Origin of the sequence: Sorangium sp. So ce1036 (genome assembly GCF_051369805.1) — a bacterium.
Classification (GTDB): Bacteria; Myxococcota_A; Polyangia; order Polyangiales; family Polyangiaceae; genus Sorangium; species Sorangium cellulosum_F.
This window is the reverse complement of the sequence record NZ_JBBMOX010000002.1, coordinates 1,438,879-1,455,573: the sequence shown is the minus strand read 5'-3', so window position 1 is coordinate 1,455,573 and position 16,695 is coordinate 1,438,879. Positions and strand designations below refer to the sequence as shown.

The window sequence follows — 16,695 nt, the reverse complement described above, 5'->3', positions numbered from 1 at the left end:
CCGCGATGCACGATCGATCCCGCTCGAAGCTCCTCCGCGCCGTCCTGCTCCCGCTCCTCGCAGCGACCGGCTGCGACGGCTGCCCGAGCTCCAGGCCGTACACGCCCTACACCCTCGGCTCGGCGGCGCCCTCCGGCGCCCCGTCCTCGCCGGGCGGCGCCCTCCCCGACGAGGTCGGCGCGGCGGACGCCGGCGCGGTTGACGGCGACGACGCCGGCGCGGCGGACGCGGCGGCCCCGGCCCGGTTCACCGCCGTGCCGAGCGTCCCGGCGCCCGACGGCGGCAAGCGCTGGCCCCTCGACGGCGGCGCCGCGGTCGCCGCGCCGACCGGGCGCACCTTCGAGACCGGGCTCCTGCTCGACGTCGACGGCGACGGCGCGCGCGACCTCGTCGCCTGGGCGCGGTCGCCCGACGGCCTGCGCGGCGAGCTCCTGTTCGCCCCGGCGGCGCGCCCCGGGGCGCCGCGCACGCTCGCCGCGCTGCCCGGCGATCTCGCCGCGCAGGGGTGCGCGCCGCGCGTCGGCCTCAGCCAGATCGGCCCCGCGATGCTCGCCCTCGATTTCGACCCGCAGTGCGGCGCGCACCTGCCCGCGCGCGCGGCGCGCTGGATCGCCGTGATCCGCCTCCCCGGCGCCGCATCCGGCGCGGGCGCGCTGCCGGAGCTCGCCCTGGAGCTCCGCCTGCGCACGCCGCCGCCGGACGAGGCGCTCTCCGCCGCCCTGGAGGTCGCCGATCGCGACGCGGACGGCCGCGACGACCTCGTCGTCTCGGTCGGCCTCGCCGGCGCGCTCCGCCCGTTCCCCGCCCCGGCGGCGGGCTCGCCCGAGCTCCGCGTGCCGCTGGTCTTCCTCGATCGCCCCGCCGGCCTGTCGCGCGACGCCGCGCAGCCCGGCGAGGCGTTGCGCGGCCTCGTCGCCTCCGCGCTCCGCGACGCGCGCGGCAAGGCCACCGCGCCCGCCGCCGCCGCGGCCGCGCACCGGCTGCGCCGGCTCCACGCCGCGCTCTGCGCCGACGCCGCGGGCGCCGGCGCGAGCGCCGGCCGCGACGCCGCCCGCGCCGGCGAGGCCCTCGTCTGGGTGGGCCCAAGCCCCGTGCGCTGCAACGAGCCGGGGCTCGCCGCCTCGATCGACCACGCCGAGGCGGTCGCGGCCGCGACCCGTGGCGCGCCGCTCGCGGCCATCGCCGCGCTCGACCGCGGCGACGCCGAGGCGCGCTCCCGGGAGGGCAGCAAGCTCCTCGCGAAGCTCGCGCCCCAGGTGACCGCGGCCGCCGTGTACCGCTCCATCGCCGCCCCGCAGCCGAGCCGCCCCGGCAGCCTCGGCCCGCTCGCGTTCGAGGCGAACGGCGACCTGCTCATCCGGACGGCGCGGGGCGTCGTCCGCGTGGATCACGCGACGCTCGGCGAGTCCGCGGCGGACGTCCCGCCCTGGTCCGCGGCGGTGCTCGCCGGGCCCGCGGAGCTGGTCGGCGTCGAGCGGCGCTGCGACGCGCCCACGCTGCTCGCGCTCTTCCGTAGCTCCCCCGACGCGGTCGGCGCGATGGAGGTGCCGCTCCCGCTGCTCCGCGACCAGGGGCCCCGCGCCCGCGGGGGCGCGGCCTCGCCCGAGCGCTGCGCCGGGACCGAGCGCGTGCCGTTCTCCCCGCTCGCCGCGTCCGAGCGCGGCTTCGACATCGCCCTCGGCGCCGCGCTGGTCTCGATCGACCTGCGGTCGGCCGCGCCGACCTCGGCGGCGCTGTCGTTCCCGCTCGCCACGCCCGCCCCACGGGGCGCGGCGCGGTCGCCCGACGGCAAGACGCTCGCGGTCCCCGCGGCCGGCGGGCTCCTCGTCGCGACCGCGGGCGGCGCCACGCGCCTCTGGGGCGGGGACACCGCGCTCGGGTCGGCGTGTGTGCCGGCCAATGGCGGGGCGCGCGTCGCGTGCGTCGGCGGCGCGGCGGCGGTGATCTACGAGGCAAGGTGACCCCGGGGGGCCCGGGGGCCGGCCCGAGGGTCAGCCGACGGCTAGCGCTTGTTGACGCGCTCCAGGTACTTGCCGTCGGTCGTGTCGATCTTGATCCACTCGCCCTCCTGCACGAAGAGCGGGACGTTGACGGTCGCGCCGGTCGACACCGTGGCCGGCTTGGTGGCGCCGCTCGCCGTGTCGCCCTTCACGCCCGGCTCGCTGCTCACGATCTGCAGCACCACGTGCGGGGGCATGTTGACGCCGATCGGCTGGCCGTTGAACAGCGTGACGTCGAGGGACATCCCGTCGCTCAGCCACTTGGCGTCATCGCCGATCTTGTCGCCGGGCACCGTGAGCTGCTCGCCGGTCGCCGCGTCCATGAACACGAAGTCGCTGCCCTCGGGATAGATGTACTGGAGGCTGCGCTCCTCCACGTCCGCCGGCTCGAGCTTCTCGCCCGATTTGTAGGTGCGCTCGAGCACCGCGCCCGTCGCCATGTTCCGGATCTTGACGCGGGTGAACGCCTGCCCCTTCCCCGGCTTGACGAACTGGAAATCGATGACCGAGTAGGGCTGGCCATCGACCATCATCTTGAGGCCTTTTCGGATGTCGCTTGTGTCCATAGGCAGAGCTTCCTGATAGCGTAGGGGCGGCTTGTCGGCGCAGCCGGGGTCAGCGTTCGCGGCACCCTGGCGCGGCCTGGGGTCCGCGTCCGCGGCCCCCTTTAGCATGGGTCGGGGGCTCGCGTCCGCGGCCCCATCGGGTATGGGTCAGGGGGCCGGCGTCCGCGGCCTCCTCTACCATGGGTCGGGGATCGCGTCCGCGGCCCCCTTAGCACGGGCAGGACCTCCTGCACAGGGAGCGGTTTCAGGACCTGAAATGCACGACTTCGACGACGAGCTCCGGGAGATCAAGCGTGAGATCGTGGAATCCCGGGGGCTCATCATCAAGACCAACAATCTCACGAATGCGCTCGCGGCGGATCTGAAGAGCATTTCCAAGCGGCAGATGGCCTACGAACGGCGGGCTTTCTGGAACAGCGCGAGCGCGAACCTGCTCTTCGTCGTCGTGGTGATCGGCGTGGTGAAGCTCGCCTGGGACGCGCGCGTCGACGCCGTCCAGGCCGAGACCAAGGGCGCGCGCGACCGCATCGCCAAGCACGAGGCCGACCTCAAGGAGATGCAGCAGCGGAGCGACGCGCGGGCCAAGGCCGAGAGCGACGCCGCGGCGTTCTACGAGCTCATCCGCGCCGAGCGGCGGCAGGAGGTGATCGAGGGGTTCGAGGCGCTACGGAAGGCGCCGCTCACCCGGGCCGAGCTCGCGTTCTTCACGGACGCGGTCGACAAGGCGCGGTCGGAGCTCTCGATCAAGTCGTACCAGACCGGGCTCGATCACATGCGGACCGGCCGCTGGCACGAGGCCGCGGTCGCCTTCGAGGACGCGATCCGGCAGAAGGAGACGGCGTCGCACACCCCCTCGGCCCGCCTCAACCTGGCGCGCGCCTACCGGCGGCTGAACCGGCAGCGCGACGCGATCCCGCTGCTCATGACGCTCTCGGAGGCGTCGCCCGACCGCGAGGTCATGGACGACGCGACCTTCCTCCTCGCCGAGTGCCTCCTCGACATCCAGGCCTGGAACGACGCGAAGACGACCCTGAGGTCGTTCATCCGGCGCTTCCCGGACAGCGCGTTCATCAACGACGCGCGCATGGCGCTCGCCGACGTCTCGCTCCGGCACTGACGCGGCCTCGAGCGGCCTCGGTGGCGTCCCGGGAGGAGGGGCGGGCCGGGGGGCTCTCCTCCGGGGCTTGCGTTCCGGCGAGCCCCTGTCGTGGCTCGCCTGCACTCCAGCCCCTCCGGTGAGCCCCCCGGCCCGCCCCTCCTCCCGGGACGCAGCGACGCCTTGCGGTGTGAGGGACGGGCGGGCTCAGGAAGATGTGCGCACGTCGATCTTGCGCGGCTCGTTCTTCTTCTTGAACCAGCCGGAACGGAGCTGGCGGCGGAGGCACGACGCGAACAGGCAGTCGCGGAACGCGTTCTGCTGGAAGGTCACCGCGCCGTGGGCGACCGGGGCCTCGATGAAGATCGCGCGGCCGGTGAGGAGCTGCGCGCGGGTCAGCTCGCCCGGGCGACGCTCGTGCAGGCACTTGACCCCGCGCGCCTCGAGCGCGCGCTCGAGCTCGAGGTTGTGCCGCCGCACGTCGCCGCCGACGAAGTGGCTGATCAGCTTGTGCCGGTCCCGCCCCGACTTGCCCTTCCGCTCGAGCACCCAGTCGCGGAACGCGTCGACCTCGCCGTACAGCGCGTCGAACAGGTACACCTCGTTCACGTTGCAGCCCCCGTGGCGCAGGCACGCGGCCGCCACGCGGTACCCGCCCGAGTGCGCCGACAGGCAGAGCACCCCGAGCTTCGCCCGCCTCGGGATCGCGCTGTCGCCCAGCGCCCGCCGCGCCGAGGGGCTCGAGAGCGCCGCCGCGACCTCGCCGCACAGGCGCCGGAGGCCGCCCCTCTTCTCCAGCTTGCCCGGGGGCGACTCGGCCGCGTTCACCGCGCCCTGCGGCACGACGAGCACCGCGTTCTGCTTGCTCTCGTGGAGCTGCTCGCGGAGCTTGTGCGCGGCCATCGCCCGCTCCGCGGTCGTGAGGTGGCCGTGGAAGTGCACGACGAGATCGAGCTCGTCGTTCTCCGGCGCGCGGTAATGCGCCGGCACGAAGACCATCACCGTCGCGTCCTGGTACGGGGACCCGTCGCACGGGAACGGGGCGTGCGACAGCTCGAGCTTCATCGTCACGCCGAGGCGCGAGGCGTCGACCCGCCGCACCTTGGAGGCCGCCTTGGCCATCGCGGGCGCCGGATCCCAGAGCCCCGGCGCGGCCACGACCCCGCCCGCCACGCCGAGCGCCTGGAGAAAGGCCCGACGGCCGAGCGCGGGGATTGCGATACGGGACATCCTGGCGACCTCGTCGGGGGACCTCGACGCGCGTACCACGGGCGCTCGACCCGGGACAAGAAACGGGGACGGGCGCCGGGAAGGGCTCCCCGGCGCCCTCCTGGCGCCGGGTCAGGCGGCGCGCGGCCTCATGGCTGGGTCCCAACGGCGGCCGAGCTCACCTGCGCGAGCAGGTCCTGGATGCGCCGGACCAGCTTCGCGGGCTCCTGCACCACGCCCTCGACGAGGAGGGCCTGGTCGAGCAGCAGCTCGGACCACTGCTTCACCCGCTCCGAGTCGGGCTCGCGCCCCGCGAGGATGTTGAGGTTCTTCACCACCGGGTGGCCCGGGTTGAGCTCCAGGATGCGCTTGGACTCCTGGGCGTTCTGATCGATGAGCTTCATGATCCGCTCGAGGTTCGCCCCGGGGTCGCCCTCGTCGGCGACGAGGCAGCTCGCGCTGTCGGTCAGGCGCCGCGAGACGCGCACGTCCTTCACCCGGTCGCCCAGCGCGGCCTTGACCGCCGAGACGGCCGCGTCCACCGACCCCTCCGCCTGATCCTTCTTCTCCGGCTCGCCGCCGAGGTCGACGTCGCCGTGCGTCACGCTCTTGAGCCGTCGCTTGTCGAACTCGTTCAGCGCCTTCACCACCCACTCGTCGACCGGATCGACGAGGAACAGCACGTCGTACCCGCGCTTCCTGAACGCCTCGAGGTGCGGGCTCTGCTCGACCGCGTGGCGGCCGATCCCCGTCACGTAATAGATCTCCTTCTGCTCCTCGGGCATCTTCTCCACGTACGCGCGGAGCGAGATGACCTTGCCGGCCTCCGTGTTCATCGACTCGAACCGGCAGAGCTCGGCGATCGCATCCTTGTTCTTCCAGTCGAGGGTGATCCCCTCCTTGAGGACCCGGCCGAACTCCCCCCAGAAGGTCGCGTAGCGCTCGGGGTCCGACTCGGACAGGTCCTTCAGCGACTTGAGCACCTGCTTGACGATCTGCTGCTCGATCTGCGAGAGCGTGCGGTTCTCCTGGAGCATCTCGCGCGAGACGTTCAGCGAGAGATCCTCGGAGTCGACGACGCCGCGCAGGAAGCGCAGGTACATCGGCGTGAGCTTGTCGCACTCCTCGACGATGAGGACCCGCTTGGCGTACAGGCGGATCGCCCTGCGATCCTTGTGGAACATGTCCGCCGACGCCTTCTCGGGCACGTAGAGCAGGGCGTGGAACTGCACGGGCGCGTCGATCGACAGGTGGACGGTGAGCAGCGGCTTCTCGCCCTCGTAGCCGCCGGTCACGTGCCGGAAGAACTCCGCGTGCTGCTCCTCGGTGATCTGCGGCTTGGGGAGCGTCCAGAGGGCGGCCGAGCGGTTCGCGACCTCGTCATTGACCTTGATGGGGAAGTGGACGAAGTCCGAGTACTTGCGGATGATCTCCTTGACGCGCCACGCCTTCGTGTACTCGCGCGCGTCCTCCTTCAGGTGCAGGACGATCTTCGTGCCGGGGTGCGCGCGGTCGCCCGGGGCCACGGTGAAGGAGCCCGAGCCGGACGAGCGCCACAGGACGGGCTCGGCGCCCGGCAGCATCGAGCGGGTGTGCACGTCGACGCGCGAGGCGACCATGAACGCGGCGTAGAAGCCGACGCCGAACTGGCCGATGAGCTGGAGCTTGCCGCCCTCCTTCTTCTGCTTCGCGGCCTCGGCGTTGGCCTTCAGGAACTCCAGCGACCCCGACCGGGCGATGGTGCCGAGGTTCTGCACCACCTCGTCCCGGGTCATGCCGACGCCGTTGTCCTCGATGGTGAGGGTCCGCGCGGCGTCGTCGAGCGTGATGGTGATCCCGGGCTCGCCCGCCTGCTCGGCGGCGTCCTCGCGCGTGAGGGCCAAGAAGCGCGCCTTGTCGAGGGCGTCCGACGCGTTCGAGATGAGCTCGCGGAGGAAGACCTCCTGGTTCGCGTAGAGCGAGTTGATGACCAGCGCGAGGACCTGCTGCACCTCGGCCTGGAACGGGAGCTCGACGGCGCCGGCCGCCGCGGCCTCCTCCGACGCGGGCGACGCGGGCGACGCGGGCGGCTGGGGGCCCGCGCCGGCGTCCGGGGGCTCGGCGGCGGGCGTGGAAACGCTGATGTCGGGGTTCTGGCTTTCCGTATTCATCTCGGCGACCAAATGGATCCGATTTTCGAAAGGGCAATCCCCTGACGTACCGCGCGGCGGCGAGAGGCCCCGCGGCGCCCCGCCGCGGCGAGAGGCCCCGCGGCGCCCCGCCGCGGCTCGCCGCTCCGGGGTCGCCCCGGCGCGAGGAGAGGGCACCCGGGGCCACAGGGTGCGATCTGCGTTCAGGTCGGGCGCTGCGCGCTCCGGTCCTGCCGTTCACGCAGCTCCGTAAATCCCCTGCCCTGCGTCGGTTTTCCCGAGTGCAAGGGTTTCTTCACCACGCCGACGGCGCTAGATTCTCCGATCTCGCACGCACGCCGTTCGGGAGATCCATTGTGGCAGCATCCCTCCGCGCACTGCTCCGCGCTGTCCCGATCCTCGGGCTCGGCGTGCTCGCAGGGTGCGGTGAGCGGGACAAGACGACGGCCGCGGCGGACGCGAGGCGTCCGCCCGTTCTGCTCCAGTTCGACGGCTACGTCTACGTTCCCGTCAACACGAGCGATTTCAAGCTCCTCGAGCGGGTGCGGGCGCAGACGCGCTCGGTGTTCACCGGGCTGCGCCGGTCCCGGGTGATGGTGAGCCGGCGCGAGGTCCAGAGCCCGAGCGCCGAGAGCTTCACCCGGGAGGCGGTGACGGTCGTCGACGCGGCGACCGGGAAGCGCGACCTCGCGCTCCGCGTGCGGTACCGCTACGTCGCCCGGCCCGAGATCGCGAACCGGATCGGCGACCGCGAGGAGCTCGCGCTGGCGCTCCTGCACCGCGAGGACGACACCGTCGCGGAGCGCGTGATGGAGGAGTGCGCGGCGACCCCGGAGCGGAGCCGGGGGAACACCAGCGCCATCAGCATCGACTTCGACCCGTCGCTGCCGCGCTGCAAGGCGGCGATCGGGGCCGAGCAGGCGGCGATCGACGCCGCGCGCGCGAAGGTCCTGGAGCTCGCGGGCGCGGCGCCGGACGCGGCCGAGGGCGCCGTGGTCCCGGTCGAGGAGGCGCGGCGCGTCTACATCCCGGTCACGGTGACGCTCGAGCGCCGCGCGCGGCAGCGGAGGGAGATCGCGCCGCGCTACGTGCCGCTGGACCGCCCGGAGGAGGCGCCGGCGGTCGCCGGGGCCGAGGGCGCCGGGGCGGACGAGGAGCTCGCGCCGGCCAGGGTGATCATCGACCCGGATCTCTCGAGCCAGAGGACGCCCGAGGAGCAGGCGCTCAAGGCCGAGGGCGCCCTGCTGCCGGAGAGCGCCGCGGGCGCGGGCCAGGGGCGCGGCGCCTCCCGCGCGGAGCGCCGGCCCGAGGCCGACGTCGCGGTCATGAGCCCCGCGGTGCTGCAGGCGCAGCAGCGCAAGGCGGAGCCGACGAACGAGCGCTTCGAGATCCCGTTCGAGACGCTGGCCGATCCGAAGTTCCTGGTGGTGTGGCTGAGCCTGCTCATGGCCTACCCCATCCTCCGGGGCGATCCGCGCGGCCGGAAGCGGGGCTGACGCGGGGCGCGGCGCGCCGCCGCTCAGGCGGTCGACAGGGCGAAGGTCACGCTGCGGCGGACGATGTCGAGCAGCTCGTCGAGATCCGCGTCCGGGATGGTGAGCGGCGGGGCCACGTAGACGACGTCGCCGAGCGGGCGCAGGTAGGCGCCGAGGCGGCGCGCCTCGGCGTAGGCGCGCCAGCCGAGCTCGCCGAGGTACCCGGCGCCGCGGGAGAGATCGATGGCGCCGATCATGCCGAGCGCGCGGGCGCGCGACGCCCCCGGGATCGCGCCCATGTCCGCGAAGGCCCTGGCGATGCGCGCCGCCTTCGGCGCGGCCCGCGCGAGGATCTCCTCCTCGCGGTAGACCGCGAGCACCTCCCGCGCGACCGCGGCGCCGAGCGGGTTGCCGCAGAAGGAGTGGCCGTAATAGAAGGCCCGCTCCGGGGCGCCGAGGAAGGCGTCGAAGATCCGGGCGGTCGCGAGCGTGGCGGCCATGGGGAGCATGCCCCCGCTGAAGCCCTTGCCGGTGCACAGGAGGTCGGGGGCCACGCCCGCCGCCTCGCAGGCCCACATCGGCCCGGTCCGGCCGTAGCCGGTGAAGACCTCGTCGATCACGAGCAGCGCGCCGTGCGCGTCGCAGAGGGCGCGCGCGCGGCGGAGGTACTCGGGGTCGTAGATGCGCATGCCCGCGGTCCCCTGCACGAGCGGCTCGAGCACCACCGCGGCGATCTCGCCCGCGCCGCGCGCGAGCACGTCGGCGAGCGCCGCGAACGCGGCCTCGTGGCCGTCCTCGCGCGCGTGCGGCGGCGGCACGAAGATGCAGTCCATGAGCACGCCCCCGTACTGGCGCCGGAAGATCTCGACGCCGCCGAGGCTCGCGGCGCCGAGCGTGTCGCCGTGGTAGGCGCCGTCGAGCGCGACGAAGCGGCGGCGCCCCGGCTGGCCCTCGTTCCTGAAGAACTGGAGGCAGAGCTTCAGGGCCACCTCGACCGCGGTCGAGCCGTCGTCGCTGTAGAACACCCGATCGAGCGGCCTGGGCGCGACGGCGATCATCTCGGCGGCCAGCTCGGCCGCGGGCGCGTGGGTGACGCCGGCGAGGGAGGTGTGGCACATGGTGCGCGCCTGCCTGCAGAGCGCCTCGACGAGCCGCGGGTGGTTGTGGCCGAGCGTGGCGACCCACCAGCTCGAGTTCCCGTCGATGTAGCTCCTGCCGTCGGCGTCGAAGAGGCGCGCCCCCTCGGCGCGCTCGATGACGAGCGGGTCGACCTCGTCGATGTACCGCCGCATCGGGGTGTAGGGGTGCCAGATGTACCGCTTGTCGAGGGCGACGATGTCCGCGCGAGAGAGGTGGGCCATGGCGTGGCGGGAGGGTAGTGGGCGCGTGGCGGGGGGCCAAGGCCCGGGCAAGGGCGCGAGCCCCGCGCCGCCGCCGGGCGGGCGCCGCTCAGCCGCCGCTCAGCCGCCGCGAGCCGCGGGCGCGCCAGGGGCGGGCGCCGCCATGCGCGGGTTGCCGTGGGCGGGCGCCGCGCGTACTGCATGGCGCGCCGAGGTTCACCTCGAGCCCCCACGGAGGACGGAGACGATGACCCCTTCCCAGGACCTGGTCGATCTGGCCCAGCGGCTCGCGGACGCGAGCGGCGCGGTGATCCGGCGCTATTTCCGCAAGGGCATCGAGGCCGACGACAAGGAGGACACGAGCCCTGTCACGATCGCCGACCGGGAGGCCGAGGCGGCGATACGTGCGCTGCTCGCCGCGCACGCGCCGGGCCACGGGATCGTGGGCGAGGAGCTCGGCCGCGAGAACGAGGGCGCGGAGCTCGTGTGGGTGCTCGATCCCATCGACGGGACGAAGGCGTTCCTCACGGGCAAGCCGCTCTTCGGCACGCTCATCGCCCTGCTGCACCGGGGAGAGCCCGTGCTCGGGATCATCGATCAGCCGGTGCTCGGCGATCGCTGGCTCGGCGCCCTGGGGCGGCCGACGCTGTGGAACGGCGAGCCGGCGCGCGTCCGCGCCTGCGCCGGGCTCTCGCAGGCGCGCCTCTCCACCACCGGCCCGCAGTATTTCCCCCCGGCGGAGGCCCGCGCCTTCGAGGCGGTCGCGGCCCGGGCGAAGCTCCTGAGCTACGGCGGGGACTGCTACCAGTACGGCCTCGTGGCGAGCGGCTGCGTCGACGTCGTGGTCGAGCACGGCCTCAAGCTCCACGATTTCGCGGCGCTCGTGCCGGTGATCACCGGGGCCGGAGGGGTCATGACCGACTGGGACGGGCGCCCCCTCGGCGCCGCGAGCGCCGGCGACGTCGTGGCCGCCGGCGATCCGCGCACCCACGCCGAGGTGCTCGCCGCGCTCCGCGCCGGCCACCCGGCGCGGAGCGCGCGCTGACCTGCGGCGCCGGCGCGGTCTCCCGGCGCCGCGGCTCCCCTCCCCGGGCGCCGCGCGCTCGTCTCACCGGCGCCCCGCGCTCATCGCATCGACGCCGCGATGGCGGTGACCTCGTCCGGGGACAGCGCGATCGTCCTCGCGGCCCAGTTCTCCTCCAGGTGCTCGAGCGAGCCCGTGCCCGGGATGGGCACCATCACGGGCGACCGCGCGAGCAGCCAGGCGAGCGCGAGCTGCGCGGGCGTGGCGCCGTGCCGCTCCGCGGCCGCGGCGAGCGCGGGGCTGTCGCCGAGCTGCCCCATGACCAGCGGGAAGTAGGGCAGGAACGCGATGCCGCGCGCGGCGCAGAGGTCGAGCACCGCGTCCGGCGACTCCCCCTTGAAGTGCGGCTCCTGGGGGACCCCGGGCAGCCCGCCCGCGAGGTTGTAGAGGTTCTGGACCGCGACGATGGGCACCCGCGCGAGGGCCTCCTCGAGCTGCGCGGTCGACACGTTGCTCAGCGCGAGGTGGCGGATCTTGCCCTCGCGCTTTAGCTCGATCATCGCGTCGAGCGACTCGGCGAACGGCACGTCGGCCGGCACGTAGCGGAGGTGGACGACGTCGAGGCGCTCGCGCCGGAGCAGCTGCAGGTCCTCCTCGCAGCCGGCGCGCAGCTCCTCCGGCCGCAGCGCCGCCGCCCAGCTCTTGTCGGGCAGGCGCTTGCCGCCGAGCTTCGTGGCGATGACGAGGTGCTCCGGATAGGGGAAGAGCGCCTCGGCGATGAGGCGGTGCGCGACGTGCGGCCCGTAGTACCAGGCCGTGTCGATGAGGTTCATCCCGAGCTCGACCGCCCGCCGGACCACGGCCCGCGCGCGCGCCGGATCGTCGGGCTCGCCCCAGACGTCCTTGCCGGGGAGGCGCATCGCGCCGAAGCCGAGGCGGGTCACCTCGAGATCGCCGAGGCGGAGCGTGGCCGGGGGCACTGCGAACGAGGTTGCTGTCCGTGTCATGCGGCGAGCGTAGCGCCCCGCGCGCGGCGATGGATCGACGTCCGCGGCGACGCGGCGCCGGGTGGCGCAGGCCGGGGCGCGCTCAGGCCCGGAGCCCGCGGTGCTGGAGGGCGAGCGCGTTCTTCAGCACCGGATCCAGCGCGGCGCCGAGCGTCACGAAGCCGCTGAGCCAGGACAGGAGCGCCGCGAAATAGAGGGCGAACACGTTGTGCGCCGCGGCGAGCGGGTCGATGTCGGACGCGACCTCACCCCGCGTCTGGGCGTCGCGCACCAGGCCCGCGATGCGGTGCAGGAAGGCGAAGGTGAGCGCGCTCATCCGCTCTCCGTTCGGGCCGGCCGCGCCGGGGTACGCCCTCACGAACGCCTGCGCCACGCGCGGGTGCTCGCCGTACATCGCGAACAGCGCCTGGAACACGTGCATGAGCTGGCCGAGCAAGGGCTCCCTGCGCGGCAGCGACTCGAACGCCGCGTCGACCACCGCGCCCAGCCGGTCGTGCATCACGAGCATGAGCAGGTCCGCCTTGTCGCGCGCGTGCACGAACACCGTCCCCGCCGCGACCTCCGCGCGCTCGGCCACCGCCTTCGTCGTCGTCTCTTCGTACCCGAGCTCGGTGAAGAGCGCCCACGCGGCGTCCCGGATCCGGCGGCGGGTGTCGAGCTTCTGCTGCGCGCGCCCGCCGCGCTCGACCCCCTGCGCCTCCGCGCCGGGCGCGTCCGGCGCGGGCGCGCCCTTCCTTCGCGTCGTTCGCCGTGTACTGACCTTGCTCACTGAACCAGCAACGTGTGTGCCGCGTTGAATTCAGCGTCAAGCCTCATTTTCCCTTGACGCGCCCAGCAACAAGAATGACCATGGTCAGTGACCGCAGTCATTGAACGAGGTGCTGCCATGGTGCTGGTGCATTACGACGAAGACCTCACGATGCGAGAGGCGCGGGCGATCTACTTCGAGGTGAACGGGTTCGGCCCGGATGGCGGGTACGGGGACGCGTGGGTCGACTTCAAGCTCGGTCCGATCCCGGTGCCGTTCCCGAACACGAAGGCGCGCGTGCGCGCCGTGCGGTATCACGACCTGCATCACGTGCTCACGGGCTACGACACGAGCACGATCGGCGAGTTCGAGATCTCGGCCTGGGAGCTCGGCGCCGGCTGCAAGGACTTCGTCGCGGCGTGGCAGCTCAACCTCGGCGGCCTCGTCGCAGGGCTCGTCTCGGCCCCGCGCCGGACGGTGCGCGCGTTCCTCCGTGGGCGCCGCAGCGAGAGCCTGTACGGCCGTCCTTTCGAGGCGCTGCTCGATCGCACGGTGGGCGATCTCCGCAGGGAGATGCGCGTGGACGAGCCGGTCGCCGGGCCGACCGCGGGCGACGTGCTCACGCTGGCGCTCGCGAGCCTCGGGGGCCTCGTGTCGGCCGCCATCGGCCTCCCGGCCGTCGTCGCCGTGACGCCGATCGGGCTCGCGACCCTGGCGCTGCGCCGCCGCCGCGCGCAGCGCGCCGCGGAGGCGGGCGCCTGAGGGCCACCAGCGCCCCGCCCGCACGGCCGCCGCGTCGAGGTCCGGCGCCTGGCCCGCGGCCGGCCAGCTTGACCCGGAGCCCGCGCCGCCCGAGGATCCGCCTCGTGCCCCAGCGAAAACGCTATCTCTTCGTGTGCCTCAACCGGCGGCCGGACGGGGTCCCCAAGGGCTCCTGCGCCCAGCGCGGCGCCGAGGGCATCTACACCCAGCTCAAGGTCGCGCTCGCCGAGCGCGGCCTCGCCAAGGTCGAGGCGCGCGCCTGCTCCGCGAGCTGCCTCGACGTCTGCTGGGCGGGCCCGGCCATCGCCGTGCAGCCGGACGGCTACTTCTACGGGCGCGTGACCCCCGAGGACATCCCGGAGATCGTGGACGCGCTCGCCGCGGGCCGCCGCGTCGAGCGGCTCGTGCTCCCGCCCGAGGACTTCACGGAGGCGACCGCCGGCCCGCCGCTGCCCGCGCCGCCCCGGCGCACCCCGCCGGAGGCCTGATGCCCGGCTTCGAGTTCTGCGAGACCATGGCCGGGAGCTTCCACCTGGTCGAGTCCCCCGCCGACGAGCGGCCGATGTCGTTCACGATCCGCGCCCGCTCGCGCGGCCTCCGCAAGTTCCTGCGAAGGCCCGAGGTCGAGATCGAGGGCGAGATCGACGCCGAAGGGTTCGCCGACCACCGCTACCTGTCCGGGCGGCTCGGGCTCGACGTCGCGCGCACCGGCACCCTGCCCTACGCCTTCGAGTTCACCGCCAACGACGGCCGCCGCTGCGCCTTCGCGGGCCGCAAGACGCTCCGGGCCGGCGACCTCCTCTCGTCGATGACCGTCCTGCCCGGCGTCCTCGTCACCGACGGCGGCGCCGTCATCGGCGAGGCGCTCCTGCGCTTCGACCTGCGGAGCGACCTGCTCCGATTCCTGAGGAGCTTCCGGACCACGAGGTGAGCACCATGCGAAGGCTCGAGCCCGCCGCGAGCGCGGTCATCGTCGTCGACGTGCAGGAGAAGCTCTCGGCCGCCATGCCGGCGCCCCGGATGGAGGCGCTCACCCGCGCGGCGACGGTGCTCATCGAGGCGGCGCGGCGGCTCGGCGCGCCGGTCCTCGCGACCGAGCAGTACCCCGCGGGGCTCGGCCGCACCCTCGCGCCGATCGCCGAGCGGCTCGAGCAGGCGGGCGCGCCCGTCTTCTCCAAGATGGAGTTCTCCGCCTGCGATTCCGCCGACTTCGAGCGCGCGTGGAGCCAGCTCGGGCCGCGCGCCGCGATCGTCGTCGGCCTGGAGGCGCACGTCTGCGTGTTCCAGACCGTGCGCGACCTCGCCGCGCGCGGCGTCCCCGTCCACGTGCCCCTCGACGGCGTCGCCTCGCGGCGCGACGACCACCGGCTCGCAGGCCTCGACCTCTGCCGCGCGGCCGGCGCGACCATCACCACGGCCGAGACGGTCGTCTTCGACTGGCTCAGGGTCGCCGGGACGGGCGACTTCAAGCACCTGTCGAAGCTGATCCGCTGATCCTGGGCCCGGGAGGAGGGGCCCCCGGGGTGCTCACCTCCGGGGCTTGCGTTCCGGCGAGCCCCTCTCGTGGCTCGCCTGCACGAAAGCCCCTCCGGTGAGCCCCCCAGGGGCCCCTCCTCCCGGGCCTGCCGATCCCCTCGATGCGAATCAGCACACCGCGCGTTGCCAGTTTGTCACGGCCGCGCTCGGACGTTGTCAGACCTGTGCTCAACTCGACAGCGCGCCGCCGCCTGTGACATGATGACGTATGGCTGACGATCTGGCACAAGGCGGAGAGCCGTCGAGCTCGCCTGCGCCCGCGGGCGCCGCGCCGCCCGGCGCGCCGACGGTCCTCGTGGTCGACGACGAGCCGTCGAACCTCGCCTCGATCGAGAAGATCTTCCAGCGCGACGGCATGCGCGTCATCACGGCGGACAGCGCGAAGGCGGCGCTGGAGATCGTGCGGAGCCGCCGCGTCGAGGTCGTCCTGACCGACCTGATGATGCCGGGCGTCAGCGGGCTCGAGCTGCTGCGCGCGCTGAAGCAGCTCTCGCCCGACACCGAGGTCGTGATGATGACCGCGTACGGGACCGTCGAGACCGCGGTCCAGGCGATGCGCGAGGGCGCCTACGACTTCGTCGAGAAGCCGCTCAAGCGGATGACGATCATCAAGAGCGTGCGCAAGGCCGCCGAGCGCCAGTCGCTCGTCGCCGAGAACCGGTCGCTGCGGCAGGAGATCAAGCTGCTCACGAAGCGCGAGATCGTCGGCTCGAGCCCGACGCTCCGCCGCGTGCTCGACATCGCGACCCAGGCGGCGCCCTCGAGCGCCACGGTGCTCGTGCTCGGCGAGAGCGGCACGGGCAAGGAGCTGCTCGCCCGCTTCATCCACGAGCGCAGCGCGCGAGCGCGGGGGCCGTTCGTCGCCGTCAACTGCGCGGCCATCCCGGAGACCATCCTCGAGGCCGAGCTCTTCGGCCACGAGCGCGGCGCGTTCACCGGCGCGCTCGCCCGGCGCGACGGCCGCTTCGCCCGGGCCGCCGGCGGCACGCTGTTCCTCGACGAGATCGGCGAGCTGTCGCCCGCCGTGCAGGTGAAGCTCCTGCGCGTGCTGCAGGAGGGCGAGTACGAGCCGGTCGGCGGCGACACCGTGCGCGCCGACGTGCGCCTCGTCGCGGCCACCAACAAGGATCTCCGCGCCGAGGTCGCCGCGGGCCGCTTCCGGGAGGACCTGTTCTACCGGCTCAACGTGATCGCCATCACGGCCCCGCCGCTCCGGTCCCGGCGCGAGGACATCCCGCTCCTCGTCGACCACTTCCTCGGCGTCTACTGCACCAAGAACAACCGCCCCCGCCTGGAGGCGCCGCGCGACGTGCTCGCGCGCCTGACCGACTACCCGTGGCCCGGCAACGTGCGCGAGCTGGAGAACGTGATCGAGCGCGCCGTGGTGCTCTGCCGCGGCGAGCAGCTCTCGGTCGACGACCTGCCCGACTTCATCCGCGAGGCCGCCCCCGCCGAGCCGAGCTCGCTCACCTTCTCCGTCGGCACGCCGCTCGACGAGGTCGAGCGCAGGCTGATCCGCGAGACGCTCCGCCACGCCCGCGGCGACAAGTCCGTGGCCGCGCAGCTGCTCGGCATCTCCACGCGCACCATCTACCGAAAGCTCGGCGAGCTGGAGTGACGCCGCGCTCGCCGACCGGGGCACAGGGCGCGATCCGGCGCGCGGGGACCCCCCCGCGAAGATCCGTTTGTCACTTTGGCAGGGGGGGCCGCCCCGCGCGGCTGGGGAGCGTCACCTTGGCGGGGTGGCCTCCGCATTTCCGCGAAAATGCGGGCTGGCGCCGGCGATTGACCGCTGGCATGGAG

General features: G+C 73.8%; 15 protein-coding genes. 9 read left to right on the top strand and 6 right to left on the bottom strand.

The genetic code is table 11. From position 1 onward, the window contains the following. Positions 1 to 5: 5 nt before the first annotated feature. Entirely contained in the window at positions 6 to 1,961 is a 1,956-nt protein-coding gene (locus tag WMF31_RS42360) for a hypothetical protein (RefSeq protein WP_436607539.1), read from the top strand. Between the two features lie 41 nt (positions 1,962 to 2,002). Here the strand turns inward: WMF31_RS42360 and efp are convergent, their stop codons facing one another. Continuing rightward, positions 2,003 to 2,566, bottom strand: coding sequence for an elongation factor P (efp, locus tag WMF31_RS42355; RefSeq protein ID WP_436607538.1), 564 nt, complete (start codon positions 2,564 to 2,566; stop codon positions 2,003 to 2,005). Between the two features lie 256 nt (positions 2,567 to 2,822). Between efp and WMF31_RS42350 the strand changes: the two genes are divergently transcribed. Next, on the top strand, positions 2,823 to 3,683 hold the full coding sequence (locus WMF31_RS42350) for a tetratricopeptide repeat protein (protein ID WP_129356248.1): 861 nt from the start codon (positions 2,823 to 2,825) through the stop codon (positions 3,681 to 3,683). A 186-nt stretch (positions 3,684 to 3,869) separates the two neighbouring features. On the opposite strand, the gene WMF31_RS42345 is transcribed toward WMF31_RS42350, so the two are convergent. Together WMF31_RS42345 and htpG are read right to left on the bottom strand one after the other, a co-directional pair. Further along, positions 3,870 to 4,892, bottom strand: a complete 1,023-nt coding sequence (locus tag WMF31_RS42345; RefSeq protein WP_436607537.1) for a hypothetical protein — start codon at positions 4,890 to 4,892, stop codon at positions 3,870 to 3,872. A 128-nt stretch (positions 4,893 to 5,020) separates the two neighbouring features. Then, entirely contained in the window at positions 5,021 to 7,021 is a 2,001-nt protein-coding gene (gene htpG, locus WMF31_RS42340) for a molecular chaperone HtpG (protein ID WP_436607536.1), read from the bottom strand. Positions 7,022 to 7,356: 335 nt separating this feature from the next. Between htpG and WMF31_RS42335 the strand changes: the two genes are divergently transcribed. After that, positions 7,357 to 8,496, top strand: a complete 1,140-nt coding sequence (locus tag WMF31_RS42335) for a hypothetical protein (protein ID WP_436607535.1) — start codon at positions 7,357 to 7,359, stop codon at positions 8,494 to 8,496. A gap of 23 nt (positions 8,497 to 8,519) precedes the next feature. Here the strand turns inward: WMF31_RS42335 and bioA are convergent, their stop codons facing one another. Continuing rightward, positions 8,520 to 9,836, bottom strand: coding sequence for an adenosylmethionine--8-amino-7-oxononanoate transaminase (bioA, locus tag WMF31_RS42330; protein WP_436607534.1), 1,317 nt, complete (start codon positions 9,834 to 9,836; stop codon positions 8,520 to 8,522). 226 nt (positions 9,837 to 10,062) lie between these two features. On the opposite strand from bioA, the gene hisN reads away from it, so the two are divergent. Further along, positions 10,063 to 10,860, top strand: a complete 798-nt coding sequence (gene hisN, locus WMF31_RS42325) for a histidinol-phosphatase (protein WP_436607533.1) — start codon at positions 10,063 to 10,065, stop codon at positions 10,858 to 10,860. A gap of 80 nt (positions 10,861 to 10,940) precedes the next feature. On the opposite strand, the gene WMF31_RS42320 is transcribed toward hisN, so the two are convergent. Both WMF31_RS42320 and WMF31_RS42315 read right to left on the bottom strand, forming a co-directional pair. After that, positions 10,941 to 11,846 (bottom strand): aldo/keto reductase, encoded by a 906-nt coding sequence (locus WMF31_RS42320; protein WP_436607532.1) that lies wholly within the window; start codon positions 11,844 to 11,846, stop codon positions 10,941 to 10,943. Positions 11,847 to 11,928: 82 nt separating this feature from the next. Continuing rightward, positions 11,929 to 12,615, bottom strand: coding sequence for a TetR/AcrR family transcriptional regulator (locus WMF31_RS42315; RefSeq protein ID WP_436607531.1), 687 nt, complete (start codon positions 12,613 to 12,615; stop codon positions 11,929 to 11,931). A 117-nt stretch (positions 12,616 to 12,732) separates the two neighbouring features. On the opposite strand from WMF31_RS42315, the gene WMF31_RS42310 reads away from it, so the two are divergent. The 5 genes from WMF31_RS42310 (at position 12,733) to WMF31_RS42290 (ending at position 16,510) form a co-directional block, all read left to right on the top strand. After that, complete coding sequence (locus tag WMF31_RS42310) at positions 12,733 to 13,356, top strand: hypothetical protein (protein ID WP_436607530.1); 624 nt, start codon at positions 12,733 to 12,735, stop codon at positions 13,354 to 13,356. A gap of 104 nt (positions 13,357 to 13,460) precedes the next feature. Then, positions 13,461 to 13,844, top strand: a complete 384-nt coding sequence (locus WMF31_RS42305; protein WP_436607529.1) for a (2Fe-2S) ferredoxin domain-containing protein — start codon at positions 13,461 to 13,463, stop codon at positions 13,842 to 13,844. Then, on the top strand, positions 13,844 to 14,287 hold the full coding sequence (locus WMF31_RS42300; RefSeq protein ID WP_436607528.1) for a hypothetical protein: 444 nt from the start codon (positions 13,844 to 13,846) through the stop codon (positions 14,285 to 14,287). The genes WMF31_RS42305 and WMF31_RS42300 overlap by 1 nt, the downstream gene beginning before the upstream one ends. Positions 14,288 to 14,292: 5 nt before the next feature. Continuing rightward, entirely contained in the window at positions 14,293 to 14,850 is a 558-nt protein-coding gene (locus WMF31_RS42295; RefSeq protein ID WP_436607527.1) for an isochorismatase family protein, read from the top strand. 250 nt (positions 14,851 to 15,100) lie between these two features. Then, positions 15,101 to 16,510, top strand: a complete 1,410-nt coding sequence (locus WMF31_RS42290) for a sigma-54-dependent transcriptional regulator (RefSeq protein WP_436607526.1) — start codon at positions 15,101 to 15,103, stop codon at positions 16,508 to 16,510. Positions 16,511 to 16,695: the final 185 nt, after the last annotated feature.

Coding starts and splice junctions, on each gene's coding strand:
- htpG (WP_436607536.1), bottom strand. CDS start 7,021: ATGAATACGGAAAGCCAGAACCCCGACATCAGCGTTTCCACGCCCGCC.
- WMF31_RS42350 (WP_129356248.1), top strand. CDS start 2,823: ATGCACGACTTCGACGACGAGCTCCGGGAGATCAAGCGTGAGATCGTG.
- WMF31_RS42310 (WP_436607530.1), top strand. CDS start 12,733: ATGGTGCTGGTGCATTACGACGAAGACCTCACGATGCGAGAGGCGCGG.
- WMF31_RS42360 (WP_436607539.1), top strand. CDS start 6: ATGCACGATCGATCCCGCTCGAAGCTCCTCCGCGCCGTCCTGCTCCCG.
- efp (WP_436607538.1), bottom strand. CDS start 2,566: ATGGACACAAGCGACATCCGAAAAGGCCTCAAGATGATGGTCGATGGC.
- WMF31_RS42290 (WP_436607526.1), top strand. CDS start 15,101: ATGGCTGACGATCTGGCACAAGGCGGAGAGCCGTCGAGCTCGCCTGCG.
- hisN (WP_436607533.1), top strand. CDS start 10,063: ATGACCCCTTCCCAGGACCTGGTCGATCTGGCCCAGCGGCTCGCGGAC.
- WMF31_RS42295 (WP_436607527.1), top strand. CDS start 14,293: ATGCGAAGGCTCGAGCCCGCCGCGAGCGCGGTCATCGTCGTCGACGTG.
- WMF31_RS42345 (WP_436607537.1), bottom strand. CDS start 4,892: ATGTCCCGTATCGCAATCCCCGCGCTCGGCCGTCGGGCCTTTCTCCAG.
- WMF31_RS42300 (WP_436607528.1), top strand. CDS start 13,844: ATGCCCGGCTTCGAGTTCTGCGAGACCATGGCCGGGAGCTTCCACCTG.
- WMF31_RS42320 (WP_436607532.1), bottom strand. CDS start 11,846: ATGACACGGACAGCAACCTCGTTCGCAGTGCCCCCGGCCACGCTCCGC.
- bioA (WP_436607534.1), bottom strand. CDS start 9,836: ATGGCCCACCTCTCTCGCGCGGACATCGTCGCCCTCGACAAGCGGTAC.